Below are 16479 nucleotides of genomic sequence, written 5' to 3'. Positions count from 1 at the left end.
CCGCAACGCTACCCGTTGGCGGCGGGAAGCTCCGGCCCCGCACCGTGTGCCCCCGCGATCGACGACATCACCGGAGTCCGCGCCGAGGCGGGGATGTGGGCGCGCACCACGAATCCACCGTCGGATGTGGGTGTGGCGGTCAGGGATCCGCCCACCGCTCGCGCGCGATCACCCATACCCGCAATACCCACGCCGGCCCCGGACAGGTGCAGCGGCGGTTCGGTCGGGGCGGTGTTGACGACGCTGATCTGCGCGGCAGTACCCCCGTACGGATCGCCGTCGGCGGGGGTCAGACGCACCTCGATGGCGCTGCCCGGCGCGTGGCGTGTCGCGTTGGCCAGACACTCCTGGACGATGCGATAGATCACCAACGCCGACGACTCGGCGAACACCGCGTGGTTGAGCTCGTCGGTCACGGCGATCCGCGCGCCGGCCCGCCGGGTCTGGGTGACCAGCGCATCGACGTCGGCGAGTCCGGGACTCGGCGCGGGTGCCGCCTCCCCTCCCTCGCCCTCCACCCGGAGGACGCCGAGCAATTGCCGCACCTCGTCGAGTGAGGTGCGCGCGGCCTGCGCGATCGCCTCGAACTCGGCCGCGCAGACCTCATCGACGTCGGGCAGTCGGTACCGCGCGGTCTGGGCCATCACGACGACCATCGACATCCGATGTGCCACAACGTCGTGCAGGTCTCGAGCGATACGGGCACGTTCCTGCAACACTGCACTGGTCGACTCGGCGACCTTGGTCTCCTCGGTGCGCACGGCGAGTTGTCTACGCGAGGTGAGCAACCCGCGCAGCAGGGCCACGACGACGGCCATGAACGTCAGACCGACCACCCAGCCGACCCGCGCGCCCGGCGGCGCCGCGAAGGCAATCACCAGCGACGCACAGATCCACACCGGCGCGAGCAACCGCAACGGGCAGCGCAGATACGCCATGAACGTCAGGACCAGGAACGCGATGATATGGGTGACCTGGATCGTCCACGGCCACCCCGGCGCTGCGGGGATGAACAGCCCGATGAGCTGCGCCCCGATCACCGAGATCGCCCAGCCCAGCATCGGCGCACTCCACGCCATCGCCACCGGCCACGCCGCCACCGCAGCCAGGATCGGCCAGGCATACGCCGGAACATCCAGTGTCAGAGGCATTGTCGGCCATGAGACGGCGAACAGCACCCCCGCGAAAATCGCGAAGAACCAGTTGCCCGGAGACCGGACCCAGGCACGTACACCCGGGTGCGCGAGCGCCGGTAACGTGCGCAGTTCATCGACGGCCGCAGTGCGTGCCGCTCGGACCATCCGTCCCATCATGTGATCACCTCGGCCTCCACGCTAGGCGGCGGATCGGCCGAAGTCCTCATACTGCGGAGTGGGATTCGCACGCTACTCCCGAGCCAGACCGGCCTGTCATCACCCTCTGCGGAGCCGATTGCCATCGGTTCGCGTGGGCGATGTGCCCACGTGATCGTCGTTCCTAGCGTCAGCGGCATGACTTCTGACAATGCTCGACGGACATGGCGGCGGCGTGGCTTCCGTCCGGTGATGTGGATTCTGATCGGCGCGGCCGTGCTGGTGTTGCACGTGATGGCTGCCGGGAGGGCATCGGCGGTGCACGATCACTCCCCGACCGACACCACCGCCGCGGAGCACACGGTTCATGTGCTCGTCGGCCCCGATCCGGAGAGCGTACTGCGGGTTCTCCCCACGGATTTCGAGGCCGTCATGGGCTATCGGCCACTCCTCGAGAACGGCTACCCGGCCAACCCCGACGGCGGCTGCTCATCGCCGATCCCCTTGCCCGAACGATTCGAACCAGCCTGCCGCACACATGATTTCGGCTATGACCTGCTTCGCTACGCGCAGCGCACCGGTCATCCACTGGGCCCGTGGGCCCGACCGGCCCTCGACCACATGCTCATCGAGCGGATGCACGCGGCATGCCACGATCCCGTATGTTCGGCTGCCGCCGAGCTCAGTCGCGTCGGCCTGGCCCTCAACACCTGGCGGCAGTACTCCGGCCCACCGGCACCGTCGGAGTCGATGACGACGATCGCGGCGTCGACCGCCGTTCGGGTGATCGCCGAGATCGGTGGCGACAGCGGGGTGGCGCGATGACCACCGCAGCGGCAGTCGCACCTCACCGGCCGATACCACGCCGTTCAACCCCGCCGGGTTCGGCCACCGTGCTCGGCGGGCTCATCGGCGCGCTCATCGCCTTGTGGCCGGGCTCGTTGCCCCGGGATGTCGTCACCGCGGCCGTCCTGACCGGCGTGTGCGTGGCGGTGATGACGGCGGTGGGACGAGCGCTCGGGTCGGCACGGCCCGAACGCCTCTTCGCGTCGTGGTCGGTCACCTCTCTCGCGGTCGCAGCACTGGTGGCCGGGTCGATCGCAAACACTCTGTGGCAGAACGCTATCCGCAGTGACATCGGAATCGCAGGCGTGGAGCCCGCATACACGGTGGCGCTGACCGCGGCCGGATGCGCGGGGTTCGTCGCCGTCGCATGGTTCGGGCGCCGCGCTGCGATGGCGGCAACCGCAGCGCTCGCCACGGTCGTGCTGTTCGGCGCACCCGCCACCTCGGCTGCCGCATCGACCGATGCCACACCCGCGGCCGCCGACATCGACCGCGCGGCAACCGTTCTCACCGAGACGTGGGTTCGCGAGGGCGGCTTGCACCGTGGTGCGGTGGTGATCGCGGTTCCCACCGGATCGGGGTGGGTCGATCCGCAGGCGACCACGGCGATGCGCGCACGCCTGCACGGCGATGTGGAGTTCTTGTCGTTGCCCTACGCGTCGGCCTCGTCCTGGCGGGTCTTCGTCTCCGACCGCGGTTCGGCCGCGACCGCAACCGTCGCCCTGCTTCGCCATGTCCTCGATGCCCGGGACGCGCTGCCACCGGGCTTGGCTCGTCCGCGGGTGTACCTCTACGGACAGAGCCTGGGCGCACTCGGCGCCGACCGTGCGCGGGCATGGGCCGATGCCCGCCGCCCGGGTGCGGTCGCCGGCACCGTGCTGGCCGGGGTCCCCGCCGACACGGTCGATCCACGGGGCGGCGGATCGTCGCGCATCGTGTTCGCCAACGCGTCCGACCCGGTCACCCGGTGGTCGACGGCATCGGTGTGGCGCCCGCCGACACGGCCGGCACAGACCCGGATCGTGGGTGCGCGGATGCGTACCCCGCCGTGGCTGCCCGTGGTGTCGTTCGTGCAGACATCGGTGGATCTACTCGGCGCACTCGACGGCCCCGCCGGTACCGGGCACCGGTACGGGCCCGAACAGGGCGCGCTGCCGTGATGCCGGGAGAGTTACCCGATCGGTCCGCGGGCGGCTTCATAGGCCGCCCCGACACGGTAGAGCCGGTCGTCGGCGAGGGCCGGAGCCATGATCTGCAACCCGACGGGCAGCCCGTCATCGCCGGAGACACCCGACGGCACCGACATCGCCGCGACACCGGCGAGGTTCACCGGGAGTGTTGCGAGGTCGAACAGGTACATCGCGAGCGGATCGTCGACCTTCTCACCGATGCGGAACGCGGTCGTCGGGGTGGTCGGTGAGACCAGGACGTCGACCTTCTCGAAGGCGGCGGCGAAGTCGGCGGCGATGAGGGTCCGCACCTTCTGTGCCTGGCCGTAGTAGGCGTCGTAGTAGCCCGACGACAGGGCGTAGGTGCCGATCATGATGCGGCGCTTGACCTCCGGGCCGAAACCGGCCTCGCGGGTCAGTGCCATGACCTCTTCGGCGCTGTGGTGGCCGTCGTCGCCGACGCGTAGTCCGTAGCGCATGGCGTCGAAGCGCGCGAGGTTGCTGGAGACCTCGCTGGGCAGGATCAGGTAGTACGCGCCGAGCGCGTAGGTGAAGTGCGGGCACGACACCTCGACGACCTGCGCCCCGCGCGCGGTCAGCTCGGCGACGGCCTGTTCGAACGAGGCGAGCACCCCGGACTGGTAGCCCTCCCCCTGCAGTTCGCGGACCACGCCGACCCGAACACCGCTCAGATCGCCCGCCGCACCGGCCTTCGCCGCACCGACCACATCCGGGACCGGCGCGTCGATCGAGGTGGAGTCGCGCGGGTCGTGACCGGCGATGATCTCGTGGAGCAGCGCGGTGTCGAGCACGGTGCGCGCACACGGCCCACCCTGGTCGAGCGACGACGCGCACGCGACGAGCCCGTACCGGGAGACGGTGCCGTAGGTCGGTTTGACGCCGACGGTGGCGGTGACCGCGGCGGGCTGACGGATCGATCCACCGGTGTCGGTGCCGATGGCCAGCGGGGCCTGGAACGAGGCGAGTGCCGCAGCACTACCGCCGCCCGAACCGCCGGGAATCCTGGTGACGTCCCAGGGGTTTCGCGTCACCTGGTAGGCGGAGTTCTCGGTGGAACTGCCCATCGCGAACTCGTCCATGTTGGTCTTGCCGAGGATCGGCAAGCCGGCCGAGCGCAGCCGTTCGGTGACGGTCGCGTCGTACGGGGGCACCCAGCCCTCAAGGATCTTCGACCCGCAGGTGGTCGGCGCATCGGTGGTGGTGAACACGTCCTTCAGGGCGATCGGTACACCGGCCAGCGGCGACCGCGCCTCGCCCGCGGCGATGGCATCGTCGACCGCCTTGGCCGCTACCAGCGCTTGCGGACCACTGACGTGCAGGAATGCGCCCAGCTGGTCGTCGATCTCGGCGATGCGATCGAGATGCGCCGAGGTCACCTCGACCGAGGACACCTCGCGGGCGGCGATCTTGGCGCCCAGTTCGGCGGCGGTCAGGCCGGTGATCTCGGTGGACGTGCGGGTCGACGGCGCGCTCACTGTTCCTCCCCCAGGATCTGCGGGACCGCGAAGCGATCCTGCTCGACGGCGGGCGCCCCGGACAGCGCCTGTTCGGTGGTCAGGCCCGGTACCGCCACATCGGGACGCAGCACATTGGCCAGCGCCGCCGGGTGGGCGGTCGGCGGCACGTCGTCGGCGGCCACCTCCGACACCTGCGCGACATGGGCGAGAATCGAATCGAGTTGCTGCGCATACACGTCGAGCTCGTCCTCGCTCAGCGCCAGCCGCGACAGCCGGGCCAGATGCGCAACCTCGTCACGGGTGATCGCCGATCCGGTGGCCGCGGACCCGCCGTCCACAGACCCCGTGCTCGCGGACTCCGAGTCCCCTGCCATGTCGATCGTGTCCTTCCGTACCGGATTTCGCCGGGCCTGGTGCGTCATCGGCCCGACGTGTCATGGGCCCGATGTCGCTGAGCCCGATCTCGCTGCGGCCGGTCTGCCGACCGGCAACCCCACCAAGCCTAGGCCACGGTCAGCGCAACCATCGCGCCAGGCGTGCGGTGATCCACGGCAGCAGCACGTACACCATCACCGGGGTGCTGATCAGCGTGGCGATCAACGTCTTGAGCGCCAGCGGCAGATCGCCGAGATGGGCAACCACCAGGTAGTTGATCAGCACCGACAGAGGGAAGAACCCCAGCCAGATGGTGATCGCCTGCTTCCAGCGCGGCGGCGGCGCACCGAGCACGCGAACCGCATGCGTCAGATGGGATTGCGGCTCGAACCATCCCTCGATACCCGATAGTCGATGCGTGGCGTGTTCGACCGCCACACCCTCGCCTCGCGCCAGCCACGCCCGGCGCACCGGAGACCGGTCCCAGTCGTCGAGCGCCGGACCGTCGGCGAACCGGTACACGACGTAGTACTCGTCGGGCCGCTTCGCCGATCGCAACCACCCGCCCCCGAGAAAACCGGGAAAGGTACGCGCCAGGGCGATTCCGGCGTCGGTCCACGTGACGAAGTCATGCTCACGCCCGGGTTCGATACGCCGGGCCACCGATGTGGTCACATGGGCCGCGTCACGGTCGGGTTCCTGTGCACCGGCCGGATCGCCGGGTCCTGTGTCGTCGTTGGTGTCGGCCACGGTTCCATCGTGGCGTCGGTTCGATCACCCTGCAGCATCGCCACGTCGGGAAGTGATTAGACGAGCGTAGGATCGCCGGAGTGATCATCGTCACGAGCGCTTGGCTCGCAAGCCGTCGAACGTGCGGTTCCCCCTCACCCGAGATCGCCGACGACAGTGCGCGGGGGTTCGCGTGAGCGGCATCGTCGCCGACCGCACCCGGGCGCCGGGCGCCCGTCCTCGGCAGTACCGCCTGGCCGGTGCGACAATGGCGGCCGTGTCCTACCTGCTTCGGGTGTACCTCCAAGACCGGCCGGGAAGTCTCGGCCTGCTCGCCGTCCAGCTCGGATCGGTCGGTGCCGACATCTTGTCCCTCGAGGTCGTCGAACGTGCGGACGGCTACGCGGTCGACGACCTCGTCGTCGAGGTCGCGCCCGGCTCACTGCCGGACACGCTGATCACCGCCGCCGAGAAGGTCAAGGGCGTCCGGGTGGACTCGATCCGCCCGTACTCCGGCGTCCTCGACACCCATCGCGAGCTGGAGTTGGTCGATCAGGTCGCCACGGCACTCGACGACCGATTGCAGGTCCTCGTCGACAACGTGCCTCGCGTGCTGCGGGTGTCGTGGGCAACGGTGCTGACCCGGGCCGCGGGTGGGGTGCTGCAGCTGTTCGGCAGCTCCGGTGCGCCCGAGACGCATGCGGCAACCGTGGACTGGCTCCCGCTGCAGAGCGCCGTCCGGCTCGACTCGGAAGCCGGCTGGGTACCCGAGGGTTGGCAGGAGATGGACACCCGGTTGGCGGCCGCCCCGCTCGGTGACGGATCGAAGGCAATCCTGTTGGGACGCATCGGCGGACCGGACTTCCGGCCGTCGGAGATCGCCCGACTCGGCTATCTCGCAGGGATCGTCTCCACGGTGTTGCGGGCGGAGTCGTGAGCGACCCGGGCCGAGCTCACCCCTGACCTCGACGCAACCTCGACGCCTGATGGGTCAGCCACACCAAGGGCGCGGTGCACCGCGCCGCCGACTACGACTGTTGGCGACTCTGCACTATTCGCGGATCTGCATGAGCGTCACCGCGGCACCCTCGTCACCGTCGATCCGGTAGGTGAATGTCGACGGGCCGTTGAATCCGTCGCCACCGACGGTGGCCCTGACGACGACCGTACGCGCGTCGGGGAACTCGGCCGAGAGCACCTCGAGTGTCATGTTCTTGCCGATGTACTCGGCGTCACTCCACGCGGTGATCGCCTCCCGGCCGGTGAACGTGCGGCCCCAATCATCCACCGCTCCATCGGGTGTGAATGTTGCGAGAAAGGCGGCGAGATCACCCGCGTTGGTTGCGTCGATCGATGCGCGGACAGGTTCGGGTAGGGCGCTGTTGGGCAAGACATCGGTCATGGTGTCGCTCCTCGCATTCGTTCCGGCTCGATCCGCGCTCACCGGGTGGTGTAGCCGCCATTGGCGAACAGGGTCTGTCCGGTGATCCAATGCCCCTCGGTGGCAAGGAATTTCACGATCGGTGCGATGTCGGAGATCTCGGTCAGTCGCCCGCCCATGGCCTGCGACTTGTGGAACTCGACGCGCTCGGGGGTCTCCTGCGGATAGAAGAACGGGGTGTCCATCGGCCCGGGTGCGATGTTGTTGACCGAGATCCCGCGCTCGGCGAATTCCTTTGCCGCCGCACGAGTGAAGTGCTCCACGGGACTCTTGCTGCCGGCATAGGTCGAGTATCCATCGGTGAACGCGGCCAATAGCGAGGTGACAATGGTGACCACAGACCCGTTGTCGGACAACCGCTTACCTGATTCGGCGAGGAAGAAGAACGCGCTCTTGGCATTGATGTCGAACATCGAGTCGTATTCGGCCTCGGTGACCTCGACGAGAGGTTTCCGCAATACCTTGCCGACGGTGTTCACTGCCAGATCGACGCTGCCGAAGGCGTCGATGGCCGCGTCGAACAGCGCGGTGACCGCGGCCGGACGCGTGAGATCGCCGGCGACCGCGATCGCCTCGGCGCCCAGTGCCGCGATCTCGGCGACGGTGCGTTCGGCATCCGCACGCGAGGAGTCACCGTGGTGGTGGACGACCACGTTGGCGCCGGAGCGCGCGAGCTCGGTGGAGATGAGCCCGCCGAGATTCTTGGCGCCGGCTGCGACGACGGCAGTCTTGCCGGCGATGTCCTGTTGTGTGATCGCCGATTCCGCGACGGTGCCGCTCATGGGTCCCCCATTTCGTTGTGTCATGACGTCGATCGGCTGTCACCGCTCGACCTGCGAAAACCACGCTACGAGCGGCAACACACAAACACCATCGATTTGTATTGGTATCCGATCAACTACCATTTGTATGTGCCTGATACCTCCGGAGAATCCTTGCCCTTGCCGGACATCCGTCGACTCGAGCAATTCGTCGCGGTCGCCGAATCGGATACTCTCGCGGACGCCGCGACCAGGGTCTTCGTCACACAGCAAGCTCTGTCGACCGCCATCCGACGGCTCGAGACCGAGTTGGGCGTGTCCCTGTTCAACAGGGAGCATCGCGGGCTGACGCTGACCCCGGCCGGAGAGGATTTGCTCCGCAATGCACGTGCGATCCTCACCGGCGCACGTCATCTCACCCGCTCGGTGCGCGCCGTGGCGCAGCGGCGTCCACCCGTCTACGTCGTGGGACATTCCCCGGCACTCTCGGGTTCCGAGGTCTTTTCGGTCGTCGAGTCCGCGGTGCAACGTCACGAGGACATCCCGGTGACCGCCCGACCGGTGTTTCCCGCCCAGTTCGTCGACGATCTGCTGCAGAACCGGGTTGATCTGGTCCTGCGCCGCGGCATCGACACCCCGACCGAACTGACCTCAGCCGTGATCGGCTATCAGGAACTGCGCCTGGCCGTGACGATCGATCACCCACTCGCCGCCCTCGATCGGATCTCGATGTCCGACGTCGCCGAGCACCCGGTGATCGTCTGGGCACCCGAACGCCACTCGTATTACACCGATTTCCTTGTCGCGCATTGTCGACGCTCGGGATTCGAACCGACCTTGCGGATCAATCGGGTCCAGGGAACGCCACCGACCACCGCAGTGCTCGTGGACAGCACTGCGTGCGCGTTCGTGACCGCGCCCGCTGGTTCGACCCACGGCGGGCGGGTGGTGGTCAAAGAGTTCACCGACCCCCCGCTGTCCCCGATTCAGGCATTGTGGTTGCCGCACACCGTCTCCGATTTCCGGACCGCGATTCTCAATTCGGCGCCGGCTCGCCTGTCTCCAGAAGGTGCTTGAAGCCGTCCTCGTCGAGGATGGGCACCCCGAGTTGCTCGGCCTTGTCGGCTTTGGAGCCGGGTGAATCCCCCACCACCACGAAGTCGGTCTTCTTCGACACCGACCCGGACGCCTTACCGCCGCGAACCAGGATCGCTTCCTTCGCGCCGTCGCGCGAGAAGTCCTGCAACGACCCGGTCACGACGATCGTCTTGCCCTCCAACGTGCGCTCGATCGACTCGTCACGCTCGTCTTCCATGGAAACCCCTGCGGCGCGCCACTTCTCGACGATCTCACGATGCCAGTCGACGGTGAACCAGTCGTGAATGCTCTGCGCGAGGGTGGGGCCGACCCCCTCGACGGCGGCCAGGCGTTCCGGGTCGGCGTCCTCGATCGCCTGCAACGAGCCGAATTCGGTCGCCAGCGCACGAGCGGTGGGCGGGCCGACGTGGCGGATCGACAGGCCGACGAGCACCCGCCACAGGGGCACCTGCTTCGCCTTGTCGAGATTGGCCAGGAGACGCGTTCCGTTCGCCGACAACGTGCCCTTCTTGGTGGTGAACAACGCGGTCTTGGCGAGATCATCTGCGGTGAGCGAGAACAGGTCTCCCTCGTCGGTGATCACACCGGCACCGAGCAGCGCTCCGGCCGCTTCGTACCCGAGCGCCTCGATGTCGAAGGAACTGCGTCCGGCGAGGTGAAACAGCCGCTCACGGAGTTGCGCCGGGCACGACCGCGCGTTGGGACAACGGATGTCGGCGTCGCTGTCCTTTTCCGGACGCAGCACCGAACCGCACTCGGGGCAGGTGTCGGGCATCTCGAAGGCGTACTCGCTGCCGTCACGCAGGTCGACGACGGGACCGAGGACCTCGGGGATCACGTCACCTGCCTTGCGAATGGTCACCGTGTCGCCGATGAGTACACCCTTGCGCTTGACCTCCGACCCGTTGTGCAGGGTCGCCCGTGCCACGGTCGATCCGGCGACGAGCACCGGCGCGAGCACCGCGAACGGGGTGACCCGGCCGGTGCGTCCGACGTTCACCTCGATTCCGAGGAGTTCGGTGGTGACCTCCTCGGGCGGGTACTTGTAGGCGATGGCCCAGCGGGGCGCGCGAGAGGTCGCCCCCAGCCGGCGTTGCAGTGTGACGTCGTCGACCTTGACGACGATGCCGTCGATCTCGTGCTCGACGTCGTGGCGGTGTTCGCCCCAATAGGCGATCTTGTCGAGAATCGCCTCGGCACCAACGAGTTTGGTGGTGTGCGAGGACACCGGCAGCCCCCGCGCACCAAGCGCGAGGTAGGCGTCGTGCAGTGACGCCGGGCGCCACCCCTCGGTGTGGCCGATGCCGTGGCAGATCATCCGCAGCCGACGTTTCGCGGTGATCTGGGGATTCTTCTGTCGCAGCGAACCCGCCGCGGAATTGCGCGGATTCGCGAACGGCGGCTTGCCGTCGGCGACCAGTGAGGCGTTGAGTGTTTCGAAGTCCTCGACCCGGAAGAAGACCTCACCGCGCACTTCGAGGACATGCGGCATCGGGAAGTCGTCGGAGGCCGTCAGGCGTTGCGGCACGTCGGTGATGGTGCGCGCATTGAGGGTGACGTCTTCACCGGTTCGACCGTCACCGCGGGTGGTCGCGTGATCGAGCACGCCATCGCGGTACACCAGTGCCAGCGCGACGCCGTCGATCTTCAGCTCACACAGGTACTCAGTTCCCGGGCCCACCTCGTCGGCCACCCGCGCGACCCACGCTCGCATCTCGTCGGCGTCGAAGACGTTGTCCAGCGACAACATTCGTTCGAGATGGTCGACGGGCGTGAACGCGGTGGAGAATCCCCCGCCGACGAGCTTGGTCGGCGAGTCGGCGGTGGCCAGCTCCGGATGCGCCTCCTCGAGTTCCTGCAGACGCCGCAACAGCCGGTCGAACTCTCCGTCGGAGATGATCGGTGCGTCTTTGACGTAGTACCGGAACTGATGTTCACGGATCTCCTCGGCCAACGCCGACCACTGTTCTCGCACGTCGGCGGACGGACCGTCGTTTGCCACCTGATCTGCTTCTGCCACCCACCGAGCGTATCGAAACACCCCGACAACCCTCCTCGAGCGTTCTGGCGGACATGTGCACAGCATGCGATGCCGGTGTCGGCTGTCGGGGTCTCGAGGCCCCGTCGCTGGCGAGGAGTGTTAGCGACGAGCCCTTCCTCTCGCTGGTCGAGGTGCCGAGGAGCGTTAGCGACGAGCTGTTCTCCCGGTGGCCGCTTTCCTCCCGGTGACGCCTTCTCCCGGTGGTCGAGGTGCCGAGGAGCGTTAGCGACGAGCCTCGAGACCTGTTGCACCGCTGCGGGTTTCCGACCACGGACCGAAGCACGTGACGGTCTAATGCCGGCGACTGCCGAGTAGTTGGGCGAGTCGGGTGTCGACCGGCGAGTCCGGGCCAGGGTCAGGGTGGAGGATTTCGACGAGGTCGTAGTAGCCGTGTCCGATCGGGACTCGGCTGCGTCGGATTCGGTTGGTGGGCAGCATCGAGTCCCGGTCGTCGCTTGTGGCGAGATCGGTATCAGCACTGGCAGCGGCCTGTGGTGGGTCGGGTGGTGGATGCAACTCCGCGCGCACTGTGTCGAGGGTGGCGCGGAAGGTGGCCTCGACGTCGGGGAGCGCGTTGGTGCGTTTCGGGTTCGGTTCAGCTGCGCCGATGGGGGTGTTGTTGCGCCACCAGCAGCGTCCGGCCCACGGCCCGTCCCGATAAATCCCGGTGGTGAATTGTCCGGGTTTGTCGCCGACCATCCGGTTGTGTTTGCCGCAGGCGGGGGCGAGGTCACCGATGTTGGTGAGCCCACCTTTCGCATGATCCTTGGTGGCGTGATGAATTTCCACGTGCGCGGCAGGTTGGGTACACCCGGGATACGAGCAGTACTCGCCACCGTCTTTGGCGAACAACGCGATCCGTTCGCCTTGACTCGCCAACCGCGCCCGACCCAAATACAGGGGCAGGCGGGTGTGGTCGTCGAACACCGCCAACCAGGGTTGGCTGTGGGCCGCCAATGCGATGACATCGGTGATCGGCAGCAGGGTGCCGGTCGCCGTGACGCCCATCCCGGTTTGGGCGATCAGGTCGGACAGCGATGCTTTGATGATCAGGTGCGGCGGCAGCCCGCGATGCGATTGCGGGCCGAGTCCCACATCCAGTCCGGCGCGTAGGACTGCTTCCAACGCATCATGGTTGCGTTGCACCTGATCGCGGTGATCGCGGGCTGCGGCGGCCGTCAACGCGTCGGGGTCGGCGTCGTCGCGACTGCCGGTCGGGGGAGTCGGGGTCGGTGGGGTTGTTCATTCCGGGGGCTGCCCACGCGGCGAGTACTGCTTCGAGGTGTGCGGTCAAGGTGGGGGTCATTTGTCCGGTCAGGCCACTCATTTTTTGGGCGTCTTGACGCCCGATGCGAATCTGGCGGTGCCGTTGCCGATCAGCATCGTCGGTCAACTCACCGTCGGGGTCGAGGTGCGCCAACACCCGTGCCCCCAAGATCCGAAGATCAGACGGGGTGTGGGTGCGGGCGAACCCGGCCATCGTGGCGTCGGCCGACATTTTCTCGTCGAACGGCACTGTCGCGGGGATACGGTCCAACACATCGATCACCACCGCGGCATGCGAAGGGGCCGGCCGCCCCGGAGGCCATCGCTTCGGCCAACGCCGGATATTTCGGGGCGGCGATCTCGCCGGTGAAGGTGTGGAAGGTGGCGGTCGCTGTGAGTTGTTTCCACCGCCGCCACGGTTCCGACACACGCAACAAGCCGATCATGGCGTCGATGATCGACCCGAACCCGTACTCCCGGGCCAGATGGCGGTCGGAGAACTCGACGATCTGCCGATCCCCCTGGACGGTGACGCGGGTGATCAACTGCTCGGTGGATTGAGCAACCGCGACCAGGTCATCGTTGGACAGACCGGTCACATCATCCGATGCCAACTCGTCCATCAGCGTGTGGGCGAGGGCGATTTTCTGCGCGGTTGACAACCCGGACACATCCGGTAACGCGTCAGCGGGGAGTACGGTATCGACCACCATTTCTCACCCCCCGGCGATAGCGCACATGTGTTTGTGTGCTGTTGTGTTCGAGAATATGCCGGTATTGTCGGGTTGGCAAGGGGTTGTCGAAAGTTTCTTCGGGTGGGTTTGGTGGTGGGTTCCAGCGTCGGTTTGGCAGGGTCTCGAGGCTCGGCGCCTGGGGCGCCTCGCACCTCGACCACCGATGGGGAAGCGTCTCGACCATCGATACAAGGGCTCGGCCAGCGATGCGAGAGCTCGGCCGCCTATGGGATGCGCGATTGCCGATGGGATGCCTCGACCACCGATCAAAGGACGAGCCCGGGGCGCCGAGACGCAGAACACGCCACCGAAGGCGCGGTAGCGTAAGGGTTCCGCCACCGGAGTTGCCCACGCATCGAGGAGTCGACACGTGCCACATCCGATCATGTTCGACGACGCCGACCCCTTCCTCATCCGCGTGCGCGAAGTGGCTCTGACATTCCCCGACGCTACCGAGGTGGTCGCGCACGGCCGACCAACATTCCGGTGCGGCAAGATGTTCGGCAACTACGGCGGCGGCGAGAAAGGCGGAATCCGCCACGACCGTTCGGTGTTGTTCCTCGCCGACCCGGTCGAGCGCGCCGCACTCGTCGACGATCCGAGGTTTTTCGTCCCCGCGTATTTCGGACCCGCAGGTTGGCTCGGGATCCTGCTCGACGACGCCACCGACTGGATCGAGGTCGCCGAGCTACTCGACGCGAGCTACCGCCAGATCGCCCCGAAGCGGTCACTCGCGAAACTCGATGCCCGAGAGGCCGGCATCACGCTCGCTCGGCGCCATCCCTTGCCGCCGGACTCGTCCCGCTAACGCAAAGAAACAATGTCCGATAAATGTATTTCGTCAGTATTTCGGATTGCGAATAACCTGTATTCCGGACGCGGCCGGACTACAGTGGGATTTCTGCCGGGAAAGCGAGATCTGCGACGCCTGTAGGAGATTCGAGCATGGCAACCTCATCGACCCCGCGGGAGAAACTCACCGCCGATCAGCGCAATTCCTTCGCCGCAGCCTATCTCGGCTGGGCAATGGACGCATTCGACTATTTTCTGGTCGTCCTGATCTACGCCGACATCGCCAAGGATTTCGGGGTTCCGCTGACCCGGATGGCGCTGATCACCACCATGACCCTGGTGATGCGACCGGTGGGCGCGTTCATCTTCGGGTTGTGGGCCGACCGCAAGGGCCGGCGCATCCCACTGATGACCAACGTCGCCTTCTACAGCGTGGTCGGCTTCCTCTGCGCCTTCGCGCCCGGCTTCTGGGTGTTGATGGTGCTGCGCATGCTCTACGGCATCGGCATGGGCGGCGAATGGGGCCTCGGAGCCGCACTGGCCATGGAGAAGATCCCTGCCTCCCGCCGAGGCTTCTTCTCCGGCTTTCTACAGAGCGGCTATTCGATGGGTTATCTCTGCGCCGCACTGGCATTCCTGGTTCTCAACACGTGGCTCGGCCTGAACTGGCGGTGGATGTTCGCGCTGTCGATCATCCCGGCTTTGATCAGCCTGCTCATCCGGGCGCGCGTGGAAGAGTCCGAGGCGTGGAAGGCCACACGTGACCGGGTGCGTCAGACCCAGACCACCGCGCGCGAGATCTGGTCGAACCCCGTCATCTGGCGACGCTTCGTCTTCCTGGTCCTGCTGATGACGGCGTTCAACTGGATGAGTCACGGCACCCAGGATGTCTATCCGACGTTCCTCAAGGCCCACAACGATTCCGGAGCCGGTCTGGCCGCGAGTACCGCAACCTGGATCGCGGTGATCTACAACGTCGGGGCCATCATCGGCGGCCTGATCGCCGGCGCACTGTCGGAACGGTACGGCCGCAAGATACTGATCATCGCATGCGCGGTCCTCGCGCTACCGATCGTGCCGTTGTTCGCCTACTCCTCGACGGCCGGCTACCTCGCACTCGGCGCCTTCCTCATGCAGGTGATGGTGCAGGGCGCATGGGGCGTGATCCCGGCACACCTGACCGAACTGTCCCCCGACGAGATCCGCGGCTTCTACCCGGGTGTCACCTATCAGCTCGGAAACTGCTTGGCCGCCTTCAATCTTCCGATCCAGGAAGCGGTGGCCGGCAGTCACGGCTATCCGTTCGCGCTGACCGTGACGATCGTCCCGGTCCTGATCGCGGTCATCGTGCTGACCGCGTTCGGTCGGGAGCGCAAGGGCGTGCAGTTCGGCAGTGAGCAGGCCAGCGTCGAAGAAGTCGCCTGAGGCGACGGCCTCAGAGCGCGTCCGGGTCGGCGGACAGCAACTCCCCGGCGCGTGCGCAGATGCTCAGCGCGGTGCGCGCCCAGTCCGGGGACGCTCCGGCCAGACCACAAGTCGGGGTGACGATCACGTTGTCCGACAGCACTTTTCGGCCCAGGCCGATGCGGTCGACCAACTCGGCGAGGGCGGTCGCGACCGTCTCGGCATGGATGGCGGGATCTGCGTGGCCGCCCGGCAGGACCCCGGCGACGAGAACATCGCCGCGGTCGATCAGGCCGCCGATCTCATCGAGTGCCGCGGTGTCCGCAGATCCGATGCCCGTGACGTCGATGCCGTACGCCACACCCGGGAGTGCGTGCACGAGATCCCATCTCGGCGCCCCACAGTTGTGCACGATCACCGGTACGTCGAGGCGCTCACGCACCGAGCGCAAGGCCTCGGCGACGTCGGCGACCGGGACCGGCGGGATGACGTCGAGCCGGGTCAGTGGCGGCACCCGACCGTCGATCACGGTCCCCACCATCGGCTCGTCGAGCTGCACGATCACCGAGGCACCCAGCCGGCGACGGACCTCGCCGACCAACCCGGCGAGCCCCTCGGCACCGGACTCGACGAGATCGCGCAGCGCGCCCCGATCGCGAATGGCTTTGTGCCCGTTGACGAGTTCGATGGAGGCGGCCAACGTGAACGGCCCGGCGACCGCGACCTTCACCGGCCGTCCGGTGCCGATGAAACCGGCAGCATCCCAGATCTCCTCGATCGCGTCGAGATCCGCGGCAAGGAACCCACGGGCACGTCGCGCCACCGAGGAGCCACGGGCGCCGAGCCGGTAACCCCAGGTGGCCGAGTCGATCGGGAGGTCGACGAGCACCGCGGCCATCCGCCCGATCATGTCCGCACCGATTCCGCGAGCCGGCAACTCGGCGAGATGGGCGAAGTCGAGTTCGCCGTTGATGATCGCCGCCGCCTCGCGCGGATCGGTGCCCGGCATCGAACCGACACCCGTTCCCACCCCGGTGGGCAGATCGGTCATCG

Annotated in this window: 14 protein-coding genes and 1 pseudogene; 6 read left to right on the top strand and 9 right to left on the bottom strand. The window is 67.2% G+C overall.

Annotated features, from left to right (window positions below; translation table 11 throughout):
- Positions 1-8 precede the first annotated feature (8 nt).
- The gene (locus QNM97_RS07515; RefSeq protein ID WP_283822224.1) at positions 9-1313 is read right to left on the bottom strand and encodes a sensor histidine kinase; all 1305 of its coding nucleotides are present in this window, start codon (positions 1311-1313) and stop codon (positions 9-11) included.
- A gap of 177 nt (positions 1314-1490) precedes the next feature.
- Between QNM97_RS07515 and QNM97_RS07510 the strand changes: the two genes are divergently transcribed.
- Both QNM97_RS07510 and QNM97_RS07505 read left to right on the top strand, forming a co-directional pair.
- A complete protein-coding gene (locus QNM97_RS07510; RefSeq protein ID WP_283822223.1) occupies positions 1491-2117 on the top strand; it encodes a hypothetical protein in 627 nt (208 codons plus the stop codon).
- The gene (locus tag QNM97_RS07505) at positions 2114-3298 is read left to right on the top strand and encodes an alpha/beta-hydrolase family protein (protein WP_283822222.1); all 1185 of its coding nucleotides are present in this window, start codon (positions 2114-2116) and stop codon (positions 3296-3298) included. Before QNM97_RS07510 ends, QNM97_RS07505 begins: the two co-directional genes overlap by 4 nt.
- Positions 3299-3309: 11 nt before the next feature.
- Here QNM97_RS07505 and gatA read toward each other — a convergent pair whose 3' ends face one another.
- The 3 genes from gatA to QNM97_RS07490 form a co-directional block, all read right to left on the bottom strand.
- On the bottom strand, positions 3310-4803 hold the full coding sequence (gene gatA / locus QNM97_RS07500) for an Asp-tRNA(Asn)/Glu-tRNA(Gln) amidotransferase subunit GatA (RefSeq protein ID WP_283822221.1): 1494 nt from the start codon (positions 4801-4803) through the stop codon (positions 3310-3312).
- Positions 4800-5159: an Asp-tRNA(Asn)/Glu-tRNA(Gln) amidotransferase subunit GatC gene (gene gatC, locus QNM97_RS07495; RefSeq protein ID WP_244332187.1), complete on the bottom strand. Its 360-nt coding sequence runs from the start codon at positions 5157-5159 to the stop codon at positions 4800-4802. Before gatC ends, gatA begins: the two co-directional genes overlap by 4 nt.
- Positions 5160-5298: 139 nt before the next feature.
- Complete coding sequence (locus QNM97_RS07490) at positions 5299-5910, bottom strand: antibiotic biosynthesis monooxygenase (RefSeq protein WP_283822220.1); 612 nt, start codon at positions 5908-5910, stop codon at positions 5299-5301.
- A 247-nt stretch (positions 5911-6157) separates the two neighbouring features.
- On the opposite strand from QNM97_RS07490, the gene QNM97_RS07485 reads away from it, so the two are divergent.
- Positions 6158-6826, top strand: coding sequence for an ACT domain-containing protein (locus tag QNM97_RS07485; RefSeq protein ID WP_283823129.1), 669 nt, complete (start codon positions 6158-6160; stop codon positions 6824-6826).
- Positions 6827-6940: 114 nt separating this feature from the next.
- Here the strand turns inward: QNM97_RS07485 and QNM97_RS07480 are convergent, their stop codons facing one another.
- Together QNM97_RS07480 and QNM97_RS07475 are read right to left on the bottom strand one after the other, a co-directional pair.
- A complete protein-coding gene (locus QNM97_RS07480; protein WP_283822219.1) occupies positions 6941-7291 on the bottom strand; it encodes a nuclear transport factor 2 family protein in 351 nt (116 codons plus the stop codon).
- A gap of 38 nt (positions 7292-7329) precedes the next feature.
- A complete protein-coding gene (locus QNM97_RS07475; protein ID WP_283822218.1) occupies positions 7330-8112 on the bottom strand; it encodes an SDR family oxidoreductase in 783 nt (260 codons plus the stop codon).
- Positions 8113-8241: 129 nt separating this feature from the next.
- On the opposite strand from QNM97_RS07475, the gene QNM97_RS07470 reads away from it, so the two are divergent.
- Complete coding sequence (locus QNM97_RS07470) at positions 8242-9168, top strand: LysR family transcriptional regulator (RefSeq protein WP_502875002.1); 927 nt, start codon at positions 8242-8244, stop codon at positions 9166-9168.
- On the opposite strand, the gene ligA is transcribed toward QNM97_RS07470, so the two are convergent.
- A complete protein-coding gene (gene ligA / locus QNM97_RS07465; protein ID WP_283822216.1) occupies positions 9128-11209 on the bottom strand; it encodes an NAD-dependent DNA ligase LigA in 2082 nt (693 codons plus the stop codon). The genes QNM97_RS07470 and ligA overlap by 41 nt on opposite strands.
- A gap of 312 nt (positions 11210-11521) precedes the next feature.
- Positions 11522-13209, bottom strand: a pseudogene (locus tag QNM97_RS07460) (HNH endonuclease signature motif containing protein).
- A gap of 391 nt (positions 13210-13600) precedes the next feature.
- On the opposite strand from QNM97_RS07460, the gene QNM97_RS07455 reads away from it, so the two are divergent.
- On the top strand, positions 13601-14038 hold the full coding sequence (locus QNM97_RS07455) for an MmcQ/YjbR family DNA-binding protein (RefSeq protein WP_283822215.1): 438 nt from the start codon (positions 13601-13603) through the stop codon (positions 14036-14038).
- A 137-nt stretch (positions 14039-14175) separates the two neighbouring features.
- A complete protein-coding gene (locus tag QNM97_RS07450; RefSeq protein ID WP_283822214.1) occupies positions 14176-15447 on the top strand; it encodes an MFS transporter in 1272 nt (423 codons plus the stop codon).
- Positions 15448-15457: 10 nt separating this feature from the next.
- Here the strand turns inward: QNM97_RS07450 and QNM97_RS07445 are convergent, their stop codons facing one another.
- Positions 15458-16477, bottom strand: coding sequence for a uroporphyrinogen decarboxylase/cobalamine-independent methonine synthase family protein (locus QNM97_RS07445; protein WP_283822213.1), 1020 nt, complete (start codon positions 16475-16477; stop codon positions 15458-15460).
- Between the last annotated feature and the right edge of the window lie 2 nt (positions 16478-16479).

Source organism: Gordonia sp. L191, assembly GCF_030077625.1.
In the GTDB taxonomy this organism is placed as follows: domain Bacteria; phylum Actinomycetota; class Actinomycetes; order Mycobacteriales; family Mycobacteriaceae; genus Gordonia; species Gordonia polyisoprenivorans_A.
This window is presented reverse-complemented; position numbering and strand designations above follow the sequence as displayed.